At 52.4% G+C, this 14,864-nt stretch carries 6 protein-coding genes; 1 reads left to right on the forward strand and 5 read right to left on the reverse strand.

Annotated features, from left to right (window positions below):
* Positions 1-130: 130 nt before the first annotated feature.
* The 5 genes from SH668x_RS04410 to SH668x_RS04430 form a co-directional block, all read right to left on the reverse strand.
* Positions 131-1,600: a DUF1501 domain-containing protein gene (locus tag SH668x_RS04410; RefSeq protein WP_437188514.1), complete on the reverse strand. Its 1,470-nt coding sequence runs from the start codon at positions 1,598-1,600 to the stop codon at positions 131-133.
* An 87-nt stretch (positions 1,601-1,687) separates the two neighbouring features.
* Positions 1,688-6,781 carry a DUF1549 domain-containing protein gene (locus tag SH668x_RS04415; RefSeq protein ID WP_437187486.1) on the reverse strand — a complete coding sequence of 1,698 codons (5,094 nt, stop codon included), beginning with the start codon at positions 6,779-6,781 and terminating at the stop codon, positions 1,688-1,690.
* Positions 6,782-7,042: 261 nt separating this feature from the next.
* Positions 7,043-10,294, reverse strand: a complete 3,252-nt coding sequence (locus SH668x_RS04420) for a UvrD-helicase domain-containing protein (protein WP_437187487.1) — start codon at positions 10,292-10,294, stop codon at positions 7,043-7,045.
* Positions 10,291-13,044 carry a PD-(D/E)XK nuclease family protein gene (locus SH668x_RS04425; protein ID WP_437187488.1) on the reverse strand — a complete coding sequence of 918 codons (2,754 nt, stop codon included), beginning with the start codon at positions 13,042-13,044 and terminating at the stop codon, positions 10,291-10,293. Before SH668x_RS04425 ends, SH668x_RS04420 begins: the two co-directional genes overlap by 4 nt.
* 242 nt (positions 13,045-13,286) lie before the next feature.
* The gene (locus SH668x_RS04430; RefSeq protein ID WP_437187489.1) at positions 13,287-14,144 is read right to left on the reverse strand and encodes a sigma-70 family RNA polymerase sigma factor; all 858 of its coding nucleotides are present in this window, start codon (positions 14,142-14,144) and stop codon (positions 13,287-13,289) included.
* Positions 14,145-14,449: 305 nt separating this feature from the next.
* On the opposite strand from SH668x_RS04430, the gene SH668x_RS04435 reads away from it, so the two are divergent.
* Positions 14,450-14,839, forward strand: coding sequence for a TraR/DksA family transcriptional regulator (locus SH668x_RS04435; RefSeq protein ID WP_437187490.1), 390 nt, complete (start codon positions 14,450-14,452; stop codon positions 14,837-14,839).
* Positions 14,840-14,864: the final 25 nt, after the last annotated feature.

The raw sequence follows: 14,864 nt of genomic DNA on the forward strand, positions 1-14,864 counted from the left end.
CGAATAGAACTCTTGCAGGGAAAGGAAACGATTCGGTTTCCGATCTCAGGAATAGAAAATCCGTGACACCACATGTGGCATCACGGATCGACAACTGGAGAGTTTGCAGAGCAGGGGGTGAAAAACAGCGTCACGCATACAGTGCTGATACGGACTCTGCTTTGACGAGTTCGCGTGGTTGGTTCAAATGATTGTAAACGATGGTCTCAGGAGCGATTCCGAACGACTCATAGATCGTGGCAAGAAGCTCTCCCGGATGCACCGGGTTCTCCAGTGGAGCTGAAGCGGTTTGATCACTCTTTCCGTGGACATATCCTCGTTTGATCCCCGCGCCTGCCAGCATCGCTGTGTAGCAATACGGCCAGTGATCACGACCATCGTCACTGTTGCCGTTACCAGAAGTACTGACACCGCGTTGCGGGCTGCGTCCGAATTCACCCACTGCAACGACGAGGGTTTCCGAAAGTAGCCCACGCTGATCAAGGTCGTTGATCAGGGCGGAAAGACCCATGTCAAAAATTGGCGCGGCCTGATTCTTCATTCGGGCAGACAGTCCGGTGTGAACGTCCCAGGAATGATTGTCGCTGTTGGCAACTTGAGGCCAGATGACTTCCACGACCCGTGTGCCCGCTTCGACGAGTCGACGAGCAAGCAGGCAGCTCTGACCGAACGTGTTGCGACCGTACATGTCGCGTGTCGCGACGGATTCCTGATCAATGCTAAATGCGTCGCGTGCTCGTCCAGATGAGATGAGGGACAGTGCCTGATCGTAATACTCATTCAGCTTATAGTCTTTGACCGCGCGGTCGATCTCCGGCATTCCAGCATTAATTGTATCAAGGAGTTTTTCGCGCCGTTCCATTCGCTCCCCGTAGACATCGGCTCGCATCTCCAGATCGGAGACATTGATGCGTTCCATCTTGTTCATGTCCATGTCGCCACCCGACGGATACAGGGTGTACGGGTCAAAAGCCTTTCCGAGAAACCCTGCGGTTCCCCCTTTACCGATGACGTTACTTTCCTGAAGCGGGCGAGGAAGCATCACGAACGGAAGCATCGGTTCCTGAGCCGGTCGCAAGCGGATAATGTTTGATCCGAAGTTCGGGAAGTCTTTGGGGCTCGGAGGTTCGAGTTGTCCAGACGGGCTGACTTTGTCTGTCGTATATCCCGTCATCATCTGATAGATGGCAGCGGTATGATTGAACAGGCCATTTGGGGTGTAGCTCATCGATCGAATGAGCGTGGTTTTGTCGATGACCGTTGCCAGCTTTGGAAGCAGTTCGGTGAACTGCACTCCGGGGAGTACGGTTGAGATGTTTGAGAACACCGACCTCACATTGTCTGGCACGTTCTCCTTCGGGTCCCAAAGATCGATGTGACTCGGTCCACCCTGGAGGTAGCACATGATGATGCTCTTGGCCTTTGCTGGCCGGTGAAACTGGCCATCTGCACGTGCAGTTGTTGCAGCTTGAAGCTGAAGCATGGAACCAAGAGACAGTCCAAGCATGCTGCTTCCGCCGACCCGCAAGATGTCTCGGCGAGAGACAGGTTGATGGGGATCACAAACATCTTTTCCGGGCTGACCGGGGACTCGAATGATCATGATGGCTCCTCGACAGTTGAATTGGATTTCAGAATGCAATTCATGTCCGCATGTGAAATCTCAGTGCGGACTGGTTGAAACTGACTATCTGTTGAAAAGGAATGCTGGACTGTTAATTAAGGCCCAAGTCAAATCTTGAGCGGCGGTTAATCGTCGGTTCTCAAGTTGCTTTTGACTCAATTCGATTGCGCGATTCAGTCGACTCAGTCGCAAATCTTCTGGAACTGGTTTACGAGTCTCTTCCAGCGACTTGTTCAATTCTGCGATTTTCGGATCTGCAGGAAGTGGTTGATTCGCTGCGGCGAGAGCATCACTCAGTTGTTGATACTTTTCGTCCTGACGATTCAGATATTGGGATAGCCGCTCGTTTTGCTCCGGCGTGCGATCCATCTCCGGGGTCTCAGCCAGAAGGATGAGATCAGAAGGAATGTCAGGATGAATCTCACCCGTGGAGTCCGTCACCAAGAGGTTGAACTGTCCTAAGACATGCTGATCGTCCGCGTATTGGAAGTTCATGCGATATTCAAAGACGACGTCTGGACCTGCACTGACAGGTTCTGCGAATTGAAAAGTCGCAAAGTGTTCCTTGTTCGTCTCAGGACTGACCGCCCAGCCATTACCGTTGTTTTCGGTCTTGCCATCAATCGCTGTGCTGACATCGAATCCAGACTGACTAAAGGAGGATTTTGGATTCGTCAGCGAAACCTGCTTCTTTTGATCCGGGTGATCCTTTGGCCAATAGCTGACGGTGAACTCCGTCAATACAAAGTTCCCATTCGGTGCTCGTCCCGGTCCTTTGTTATCTGCATCCAAGAGTGCCTGGATTTCAATCGCGGTGACCGTCTCTAGCGGACTGGCACCAGTTAGCACAAATTCTCCCTTGCCGAGCGGTCCTGTTGACACGACTTTACCAGAGTCTTCCTGAGTCAATTTAGCTTCTGGATTGAGCGTGGATTGCAGGTTGTCGAAGCGATTGATCGCCCAATGAGTGCGGGTGGAAACCGGCCCTGCGAACCACGCCGACAAGCGTTGTGGGAACTGTGATTGATATTCGTTGATCGCAGCTTGCGCACTTGCGATGCGTTCTTGTCGAGCTTGCTCAGCCGCCTCAACACTCGGCTTCATCGATTCGACATAACGATTCAGTTGTTGTTCAGCGTCGGCGATGGCCTGTTCTCGCTTCAGTTTCAGTTCCTGTTGAACTGGTTCAATTTCTTTGACATAGGCGTCTCGTTCAGCGATGAGCTGAACTTGGTCATTGTCGAGATTTTGCAGGAGGGACAGCGCTGCTTGAATTTCCTCTTCACGAGCCGAACGGTTGAGGACATTCAGGAAAATCTTGTTGATTAATGCTGCGTTGTCGGTTTCGGATGTCACAAGTTGTTCTAAGCGATTTCCTGATTGAGAAATCGCCTCGTTGACAGTCGTTCCGTTCATCAAAGCCATGACAGGACCGAGTTGCAGTCCAGATGAACGCTCGCATTCGCACGCAGATTCTCGAACTGGGCGCCCCAGGCTGTCCAAAAATCCATCTTGCAGATTGAAACTCACATCTGGCAGTGCCGCGGCGCGTGTCCCTTCAGGAACTCCGGGGATCTGCATCTTCGAGCCGGTTACGGTGTAGACGGTGTCGTACAGCACTTCAGCAGGAAGACGTTTCGGATTCGCGTGTGAGTAGTTGAGGGTATCGTCTTCATTCCATTTGTTCGTCGCAATACTGAGCTGATAGGTGCGGCTCTTACAGATGGATCGCATCAGTTCTCGGACGTTGAAGCCAGAATTGATAAATTCCGCAGTCAGGTGGTCAAGCAGTTCCGGATTAGTAGCAGGGTTTCCTGCGCGGATATCGTCAATGGGTTCAATTAATCCCATTCCCATCATGTAGCCCCAGACACGATTCGCGTAGCTGCGGGCGAAATAATCGTTGTCAGAAGAAGTGATCCAGTCAGCAAGCTGTTCTCGACGACTTCCTGACTGAGGGACGGGAATTTCGCGGTCGAACGGGACAAGTGGCGCTGTGACTTCTCCGGTTCGATCGTGTTTCACTTCACCATTCGGGTTATCGTAAATCTCTTCCCAGAGTGGCTTGGGAGCCTCGACGTTGGTTCCGCCAATGTCCCCGTTTTGGTTGGCAGGGTCGCGTTTCAATTCAACTTGAGCAAAGAACGCCTGTGTCTCGTAGTATTGATCCTGAGTCCATCGTTCGAATGGATGGTCGTGGCATTTATTGCAGTTGAAGCGAATTGCCAAGAACAGGTGCGTTGTGTTCTCCATGATGGCGTCGGGCTCACGGAGAATTTTGAAGTACGAGGCTCCTGGGTTCGATTTGTTGGAACCGCTGGCAGTGATGACATCACGACAGAATTGGTCATAAGGCTGATTCGCTGCGACTTTCTGACGAATCCAGCTACGGAATTCCGATGCTCCCTCTGAGCCAAGGAATTTACTGTTGACGAGAAGCATGTCAGACCATTTGTTGGTCCAGTAGTCGACATAAGCCTCGGAGCCAATCAGCTGGTCGACGATATCCGATCGCTTTTCCTGGGTGGGACGAGGGTCATCAAGAAATGCCTGAAGTGCTTCCACGGATGGAGGAAGTCCAGTCAGGTCCAGATACACTCGGCGAAGAAACTCAGAGTCGCTGCACAGACCTGACGGCTCGATCTTCATTCGCTCCCATTTCTCTGCGACAAGCTCGTCGATCTTTCCCCATGTCTCCGGTTGTTTCCAGACGAACCCATCGCGTTGGCCCATGACGGTGAGCGTTGTGGCAGCGTAGTTTCCTTCAAACCGTGCTAGGATCGGTGCTTCCCCACGGCGGATCGCAGTGACCACTGCAGACCGATTGACGTCGGCAACTTCTGTGTTGCTGCTCTCGAGAAACGCGTCGCTGGTGACATCTCGCTTCATGCCATTGGTATAGGTCGCAATGACGCGGATTTGTTGGCGTGCGCCAATGTGTTGTACGACTGGATTGAGCGGTTCGATCTCGATTGAGGAGACTCGCTCCACGTTGTGGTCAAGTTGAGCTCCTTCTTCGATCCACTGTCGAATGATCTCGTAGTATGCCTCTCCCGGGCGTGTCAGCTGTCCCCCCACGTGTGGGACTGTTCCACTCGCTTTCAGGAGCAGCAGGCTCTGCTCGGGAGCAGCGACGTTCGTTCTTCTGGATTTAATGTCATCTGTGAACGCACGGACATCGAAGATTGGATCGTACCCACGTAACGAAAGCTTGAATCCATTCTTCCCGTCCTTGGCACCATGACAGGTTCCCTGATTGCATCCCAGCCGTGTCAGGACCGGATTGACATCTCGAATAAAGTTGAGGGGATGGGTAGTATCCGGCATCTCGACTGAGACGGGGAGTTCTGTCTTGAGGTCCCCGTACTCTACGGTAATGGTGCTTGGTCCGGCGTTCGCAGGAAAGACCTTCGCCAGCGGGCTCACGACAATGGATTCTCCATTGACGGTCAGTTTTGCAATTCGGGTCAAGTCGATCCTGTCTCCGGAAGTGAGAATGCCTGTGACCAGAATCTGCGAGGAATCATACGGTCCGCTCAATTGGATCGACTGCGGTTGAACTTCGATCGCGCTGACGACGGCACCCGACGGGACAGACTCTTCTCCAGTCAGTCGGTCTTGATGGACTGGACGGAATGACTTGGGGTGGGAGTTTTTAACCACATTTGAGGAAGTCAGTTCAATCGGTGCAAACTCACTCTGAACGGAACCATCGGCTGGATTGATCATCCGTACCGTCCCGTCGCTTCCGGACGCTGCGATCATGCCGGTCTTCGGGTGAAACGCGAGTGCATAAACCGCAGCAGGAAGTTCTGTTCGTGTGAGGAGCAGTCGCTCTGGATTGGCGTTGTAATACGCCACCATTTTTGCGTGCTCGTCATTGGAGAGACCAGTCGAGTGTTTGTTGATGAGTTCCTGAATCTCAGCTGGAACATCGGAAAGTGGGGCTGAGTTGTAGACGTAGACTTGGCCCTTGCCGTTCAGGCTGGATCCGCAGGCAATGGTGTTCCCATCGGCGGAAAAGGCGACGCTATAAATGCGGCCCTGCATTGATGGAAATGGGCGAACAAGATTGGCATCGTCCCCAATCACGCGAGCGGAAACACGCTCCATTCTGTAAATGCGGGGAGTTCCATCCGACCCACCCACGAGAATTTCATCCTTTGTTGGATGGCGTCTGACTGCCGAAATCCCCCCTTTGAGCGCTCCGGGGGTAATCGAAGTAATGTTGTCGATGAATCGCTGCGTCGGCACGTTGTACAACTTTGTCGACATGTCTCGGCCAGCAGAGACGATCATTGAACCGTCAACAGAGAATGTGGTTGCGAGTGGCCAGTCGTCGTGTGCTCCATTGAAGAAGACCTGTTCACCAGTGGAGGAGTTGAACGCGCGAATCACGTTGTCTGTCGCGCCAACTGCAACGAGCGATCCATCAGGGGACCAACTCGCTCCGTAAACGGTGTCACCCGTGATCGGGATGGAGAGTTCCAGCTTCTTGTTAGAGATCCTCCAGATTTGCAGCTCCCCCATGCGTCCCGGTTGACCACCTGCAACGGCGAGTCGCTGACCATCTGGGGAAAACTCGACAGATTCAATTCGTTCAGAAAGACCGACCAAACGAGCGATCAGTTCTGCACCGTCGCCCGACCGAACGATTACTTCATGGTAGCCACTAATGGCGAGCAAACTCCCATCCGGGGAGTAAGCGATTGAGGTGACGACAGGCGCCCGGGAGTAGCTGGGGAGATGATCCTGATCGAATTGCGGGGCAGTCGAAGAGGTGTCATCGAGTGCACCTTGCTGGATCCAGAGACGAATTTTCTCGACTTGCTCGCTGGTGAGAGGAGCTGCATTCTTAGGCATTTCTGCCTGACCGTTCGCTGCAGTGATCAGTTGAACAAGATAACTTTCGTCTGGCTTACCGGGGACGATCGCTGCTGTTCCGCTTTCTCCTGATATGAGCAACTGCGAAAATGTAGAGAGCTCATATCCCCCCCCGCGCTTTTCGGGTTGGTGGCACCCCTGGCAATTTGCCATGAGAATTGGTTGGATTTCTTTCTGGAAGCTCACCGCTTTTGTTGCTTGTGAGTCTTCAGCAAGCAGCTGATGAGCAACGATGAAAACGCAGAGCACGGAGCAGAGGGAGAAGCGCATCATGAATCGCCACTTCACTGGTTGGTTTCGATGAGGCAGGACCAAAAATAGAACGGGGCTGCAGCTCAGGTGTCGCAAAGAGGTGGGTATCCGAAGGAGGTGGATACTTGCCCTGAGTTCCGTTGCGGATTATTTACCGAATACAGGCTGGTAAAAACCGTCCTCTTTCTTATACACGGAAAAGAGATCGTTTGCAAGAATGTTTATGCGACTGTTTGTTTGTGTGCGATGAAGATTCATTTTCTGTTAATGTGCAGTGAATTGTCATCTGTTGACGGAATTGTTGAAGTGGGCGACCGCTCCGGTCTGAAGAAAAACCAGGCTCAATTGAACCTGGGACGGTTCCACTTTCCAGATTTTCACGACAGCTTCTGAATAGGCTGCCAGCTGACTTTGGTAATAACTCACCAATTCCGCAGATGGCTCGCCCCCCTTTAAGTCATCGGTTTTGAAGTCGATGATCTGCACTGCAACAGGTTGGTCGTTTTCAGAAATTATGACGAGCCTGTCGATCGCCCCATTGATCAGTTCTCCATCTGCAGAGGTCTCGAGGAAACGAAACTCGTTCAGTACCTCGCAGCTGAATGACGTGGATCCTTCCTTACTCTGCGTTTGCAGGTACGAACGCAGGCAATGGTCACGCGAGAAGAGATTTTTGACGCTGTCGAAATTCATCGACTGCATGAACTCTGAAGAGAGGACGTCGAATTCACGGTCATCGAGTCCGGAAAGGCTTGCGATCGAACGCATTTTTGACAGGTTGATTTTTTCTTCATCCAACCATTCAATCGTTTCGGCCCATTGGTGAAACAGCGTTCCACGTTCTGCTCCGGAAAGCCGGGTGCTGGGGGTGGATTGTGTCGTGCTACTCGAAGGTGGTTTCGGGTGCTTTCCTCGCTTGCCCGTTGGTGAGGTCCAGATGAGATGCCGCTTCCTCTTTGATTCCGCAAAACGCAACGGGGTGACTTCAGGGGGGGAGGTTTTTTGCAAAGCGATTGCTTCCTGAGCCGCCAGATACGCTTCCGTTTCAGGAACGGCCCATTGTGGGTCGCCATGTTCCCAAAGAAGGGACATCGGTTCCATCGGCTGATTCGGTGCAAGTGCTGCTCGCACCAGCCCCGCGAAGTTCTTGGGATGACCTTTGGTAACTTTCGGAGGAATCAGCATGTGAAGACTGCGAGCAGCACGGGTCAACGCGACGTACAGCAGGCAGAGCGCTTCCTGAACCAGTTTATCCCGCGTCTGCATTCTCGCTACCATCAATTCGCCCCCCAACGAGGCGAAGTGTTCTTCGCTTCGATAGAGCGCCACTAATTCAGGAGGGCCTCCCGGAGTGGAAGTTTTGGTCACGTAACGTGGGGGCAGGGCCAACGGCGGATTCAATTCGGGAAGTACGACGATATCGAACTCCAGCCCTTTGGACTGGTGAATATTCATGACTCGAATCTGTGCGTTTGTTGGTTCCTGAATTCGTTGGGATTCAACAAACGTCACGAACTCTGATGGACGCAGCGAGTCGAAAAGTGTGTCATATCGGTCGGCAAGGACGGCAAGTTGCCTGAGACGCCGGAATTCGCGTCGATTGCAGACGCCCGAAAGTTGATTCACAAGATTGTGGACCACTGGGCCGTAACCGTGTTGCATGAGCTCCCGTCGCAAGCCCAAGGCAACCTGTGTCCGTTGATTCGCGGTAGCGTCCGAACCAAAGCCAAGTTGGACTCCGAGCGGCGACCCCGAAACACAATAGGCTGCGATCGTGTCACCGGGGTGATCTGCAAGACGCATCAATTGGAGAATCAAATGGACTCCAGCAGAGTCTGTCAGTGGATTTCCGCCTTCCTCACTCGCTTCGACCCCTAAGCGACTCAATTCATAGATCATGCGTCCCACTGCGGTGTTACCCCGCATGAGAACACCGATACTCGCCTGTGGAGTCGATCTCGCCAGGTCTGCCACGTATTCGGCCGCATATGTCCAGAATGCAGCTTTCTGATCAATGCTTGAAGGTGTTTCATCCTCACCCTCTGGGAGTTCCGGGCCGGTTCTCAGACAGACATATCCAGTCAAATCTTTTCTGGTTGTCTCATGAATGGGGAACTGGCGGCACCAGTGGAAAAGAAGCTCCGCGTGATCGACGAGATTGTTGTGTTGTGACAACTTCGTCATCACCTGATTCACAGCGTCAATCACCACCGGAGAAGAGCGGTAGCTCAGGTTCAATGGTCGGGATGTCAGATTCGGAAGCTGCTGTTCAATCGCATCGAAAATCGTCGCTTCTCCGCCACGCCATCCGTAGATGGCCTGCTTGACGTCTCCGACGCAGAAGAATGAGCGGTTCGGTAATCGACACGCTTCATCCGCGAAACTCTGAATCACCTCCCATTGCGGACGCGATGTATCCTGAAACTCATCGAGCAGCAGGTGTTCGATGGCTCCATCCATCCGGAAAGTCGTGTCTCTACGAGAAGTGACTCGTTGACTCATCGCGAGGCGCCGAGTGATGTCCCCGAACTCGAGTCCACCCGCTGCATATTTCAGCTTTTCGAACACGGCGTGAAAGTCAGAAAGGAGTCGCCTCGCTGCTTTCGTCTGCTGTCTCCATGAGGATGCGGTGACGGCCAGGCTATGTTCGCCAATCTCTTCGTAGTACGCGCAGACGTTTTCAGGGATTGGTTTGTTGTAATACGTGCGTTCGGTCGAGCGAATTTTGGGCATCAGGCCTTTTGAAAGAAAGTCTTCCCAGCGTTCTTCGCGGATTGCCTGACTGTCGTTGGCAACAGCCGTCTGAATACGCTTTTGGTCCGTCTGCAGCTGTGCCATTCCCTGAAGGAGTTCTTCGCGATGTTCAGCTGTCAGGAACTTGTGTTCCGGGAAGCGATCCCACGACTCCTCAGAGGAATCGATGAATATCGAATACATGTCGTCGATCGTCGATCGCATCAGCCCGGAGACGCTGCGCGAGGAATCTCCTTTATCGAGCAAATGCATCAGTTGAACGAGTTCTTTCTGGTCTCCTTCCCGAAGCATCGTTTCAAGAGCCTGCGTTTTCAGGTCCTGAACTTCCACAGGATCAAGAATTCTCCAACCGGAAGGAAATCCCAATTCCAGCGACTGGCTTCCAGCGAGTTGAGCGAAGAACCCGTCGAGCGTACTGATACGTACTCGGTGCAGTTGCCGAGTAAATTGAGCCAGCATCTGCAGGCATTCCTGCCGCGACAGATCAGGATAAGAAATGGAAGCTGCGAGTTCCTTCAGTGACTTTTCTGATACGGTCGCCCGTGCCAGCCGGAGGAGAATTCGTTCGAGAATTTCCCCCGCAGCTTTTCTTGTGAACGTTGAAGCGAGGATCTTTTCCGGAGAAGCGAACCGCAGCAGTTCAATGTATCTCGAGGAGAGCTGAAAGGTCTTTCCTGTTCCAGCAGAGGCTCGAATCAGCAGGCGCGGCGTGTCAAGTGCTCCCTCGCCGGAGATGTCAGTGCTGTCGTCAAACATCGTTTTCTGGCGTTTCCCGTTCACAGCGAGATCTCCTGCCCAAAGACACCTGTCTGACAGATCACGTCAAACTCCGTCATCGTTCCCGAGGGTTCGGGGAGTGGTTTCCAGAAATGCTGATCCAGAATCTGAATCGCGACATCGCGTGCTGTTTCGTCTGCGTGAATGAGGTCCTCGTCTGTCCATTGTGCGAACACGGCATTCACTGCTCCCACATCGCGTGGAAGAACGATGTAACCGAGTTGAACATCTTCAAGACCTGTGATTTCACTCGCGAGGTGTCGGTACAGTGGCAATTGCAGATCAACCCATTCGTTCTGCCATCGATGTGTCTGTTCGGGACTCGCGCCACGATCCCCGGTCTTGTAGTCGAAAATTGCCCATTTTCCACTTTCCGGGTGATGGTCAATTCTGTCGATCCGTCCTCTGAGGAAGATCGCTCGGCCATCTCGCAGGTTGAATCGGACAGGTTCCTCATTGGCCTGTTCCACAGCGAAAATTTCCCAGCCTTCAAGGCGCCATTTCGCCTGCCAATACGCAAACGCCATGAGGCGACGTTTTGCCTGCTCGGCCTGAATCAGAATCGCGGCGAGTGGTTCTTTTCCATAGCACTCCTCAACAACGACGAGAAGTTCCTGTGAAAGAAATTCGGCGATCACTTCGGGGTCACGGGAATTGCGGCGAGAGCTATTGCCGAAACGACTAAGGACCTCATGGACAAGTGTTCCAAAGGCGGCTCCATCCAACTCGTCGATTTCGTCGCTGACTGACTCTAGCTTGAGGATGTGGCGTAGATAGTAGCGATAAGGGGACGCGAGATAATCCCGGAACTCTGTGACGCGGAAGGTCTCTTTGGGAGCTTCAACGGGACTTGGCATCGGAATCCTGAAGCCGGATTCCGTTCCAATTTGAAGTGGCGTTACAGGGATGGGGAGTTGGCTCTGATGTTCCGGTTCGTAAAACCGAAGTACGCGATTTGCAATTCGCTCGGGTGACGTTGCAAAGAGCAGGCGGCTCGGTGTGAGGGGATCCTGGTTCGTATTTCTTCTTGAAACGATCAGGTGCAGGTTCTTGCGGGAACGAACAAGTGAGGTCAATAAGTAGAGATCTCGGGCGTAACGACGGGTGTTGTCTTCAATGCCCAAATGTGTGCGGAGACGGTTTGGAAGAAACAAGTCGTGATTGACAGACTTCGGAACGAATGTTTCGTTGAACGTCGTGACGATCGTTGCAGGAGCGTCGTCCAATGGCATTTCGAGCCAGCCGACAATCTGGACAGCAGATTCTGTTTCGCCCCGGAATAACTCAATGCTGGAGTTCTTGAGGATCAGTCGAATCGCTTCGTTTGCTGACATCTCGATATCGAGGAGTTCAGGGATTCGATGCTGAGCGGAAAATCCGTCCTTTAACAGCTCAATGACAGTGTTCAGCTGTTTGTCATTGGGGTCATCAGGATTGAATTCACTGTGCTCATAAACCGAATCAAGCAGTTGTCGAATTGGACGGGCCCATTGAGTGAGCGACGCTTTCTTTCGGGGGAACGGGGAGACCAACTCCTGAATCGCCTTTTTCAGCTTGATGACACTTGCTGAATGAGTGTCGTCGAGAATCCAGTCAATCATTCGTGGAAGATGACTCGAGAAGTACTGGTCCCAGTCCGACAGCCAATTCGCAGGGAGGTGTTTCGTTCGCAGCCAGATTCCAACGTCAGGGTGGCGAATCAAGGCTGCGAAATACTCGGCTCGTGGCTCTTCTAGAAAATTCGCGACGACGTCCAGCAGACGGTAAGGCCCAGTCGAAGAGACTTCACGATCGACAGGCCAATGGCTGGGGATGCCATGTTCTTCGAGTGCTCTTTGAATGGGCTGGACGAGAGCTTGATCAGGAACTCCGATCGTAATTTCGTCAACGGAGAACTTCCCTTGATAAGAATTGAGAATGCCGAGAACCGCTGCGCATTGTCCTGCGGTGTCATCCGCAATGATGAGTTTTTCGTCGTCAATTTCGACTGTCTGATCAATCCAACGTTCCGGGAGAATGCAGCCGAATTCGTCAAAATCGTCTTTGTGTGCTTCGGACGCCGGAATGTACGCCGTGACGCGATCCGCAATTTGGCTCAGCATCGCGCGGACCGTCCGACTGAGGTCGACCGTTCCGATTGTCACGATCTCTTTGTCGGTCCTGCACTCTTTTCGTTTGATCGCTTCGAGTCGTGCGGTCTGTTGGTCCCAAATTCCAAATTGATCGAGGAGTTTAAGGTAATCCTGCTGAATCTTTTCAAGAAATTTCCAACGATTGGTTTCATTAAAATCCGGAAGTTGGCTTCCTCGTTTCCAGACGTCAGAGAAGTCAATCTGGTCTCGCGCAAGTTCATCATGCTGGCGGCGCAGCAGTTCTCCCAATCGAACCCAGCCCGCGTGGTCATCGATATTGGGAGCAATGCTGGTGAGATTTCGGAGCTTTTCGGCGGGCTGGCTGCGCAGCGCTTCCGCCCATGCCAGTTGCTGTACGAGGAGTGCGGCGAAGGGACGTTTGGGTTCATAAAGCAATTCAGGCAGTTGACCCGCTGTGACGACACGCGGCGGAGCGAGAATTCCGCCGCTCTTTTCCGCGAGCAATTCCTGACAGCGGCGTCCGGCCTGACGCCCGTTGAAGACGAGCACAAGGTGAGAGAGATCAATGAATCTCGAGTTCCGATTGCGGAGCAATAACTGGTCTGTGACGACTTCGAGCGTCGGTTGAGACCAGTCCAGAAAAATTCGTTGAATGGGCATGTCTCGTTCCGTCCACCAAGTGAGAGCGCAGGGACTCTGGAGGCTTACTGGACGAAAGTATATTAATCTCCGCCGCGTGATCCAAGGTGGTTCGAAGCAAGTCAGAGGGCCTGAAATGCGAAAAAGCAGGGTGATGAGAGGGAGCAACCGCTCTCGATCACCCCGCTTTCCAGCTTAGGATTCAGATTTTGGGGACGATTCAAATTGAATTTTCTGCCCGTTCCGTCGACGATTCCGATCGGTTACAGGCAGGTTTCCGGGTGAAGTCGCATGGTTGTTGCGATTGACTGCAGCTTCTCTAGAGCGCCCATTTGTAACTGTCGCACGCGTTCTTTACTCAACCCGACCTTCTCTGCGACAGACTTGAGTGAGGCTGCTTCGCCATCTTTCAGGCCAAAGCGTTCTTCGAGAATCAACCGCTCACGCGGGTTGAGGCACTCTTCAAATTTCTGAATCAATTGATGCGCCGCAGCGGGAGTGAATGTCGGTTCTTCCTGTTCTGGAGAGGCGACGCTTCCGAGCTGTTCGACGTCTGAATGGCGTTCCCGCATTTTGCGACGCTGCTGTTGCTGCTTCACTCGAAAATAGTGTCGCTGAATCGAGTAAGTGGCGTACGTGCTGAAACGGAACCCTCGGCTGTAATCGAACTTATCGACAGCGTTCATCAGAATCAGGTTCCCCTCACTGACAAAATCGTCGAATTCCTCGGCCGATTTGGAGTATTGGTGAGCCAGTCCCATGACCAATCGAAGATTCGCGCCAATGATGACGTCACGAATTCTCAGTGCGTCAGTAAGAAACGACTCGGTGGTGCCACGGCGCTGCAGTTTGTAGTTGCCTTTGCTCCCTTTACGCAGTTTCTCGGCACAGTGTTTCAGGAAGTTCAGCTTCTTAAAGAGGAATGCTTCCGCTGCGGGAGTCAGGAGAAGATGAGTCGTATCGCTACTCTTCGCTGGCAGTTCGGCTCCTTGATAAAGGAGAACTGGTTCTTCCGCGTCGAGACGCTCCAGCGTCAGATTTTTAAAGTCGATCGAGTCGATATAGCAGATGGCCTGGTTAGATTTTTGAGATTCCAACGGTGGTGAGAGTACGTTTTTCATAGTTGGATCCGGCCCAATCGGTGATGTTTTTGCGGTTGTCGTCGTGATCGCTCCTGATAGTTCTACCGCGAACTAATATTGGAAACAACACAAAAACCGTTCAAATCGGTCAGAACATTCGAGTGGACACTTAAATCGTTCATCGGTTTCTGTGAAATAGGAGGTTTTGGATGCAAATTCGTCAGAATGCATTTTGTTACGCACATGTTTGCGTGGTTCTTTACTAATTCCTTGAACTTTCCCAATCTTGAGGAGATAATCCGTTTTCAGATCCAGCCCCTAAATTCGTAAGGCGGAAGAGTGGTATGCTGAAAACCAAAGATCTGGAGCAGTTTCGAGACTCGCTCATTTCATTGCAGTCTCGACTTCTCGGAGACGTTCAAGCGTTGAGTTCTGGAGCCCTCGGCTCCTGGTCGGATTCAAAAAGTCCGACGCACATGGCAGAACTGGGGACGGAGGCTTTTGATCAAGACTTCTCTCTTCGCATCATGGAGAGTGATCAAGAAGTCATCAAAGAGATTCGAGCGGCGATCTCACGAATTGATGACGGGAGCTACGGGACTTGCGAAGGTTGCGTAGACGTTGGAAGACCCCCTTCAAAGTGCTGGATTCCAAAGACTCGTCTGAAGCATATCCCTTACGCGAGACACTGTGTCTCGTGTGCGGAAAAACTGGAAAGGCAATTTAGCTACTAATTTGCTCTAGTCCTCGCAAAGAATT

It is taken from the genome of Planctomicrobium mucosum, assembly GCF_051466335.1.
GTDB lineage: Bacteria > Planctomycetota > Planctomycetia > Planctomycetales > Planctomycetaceae > Planctomicrobium.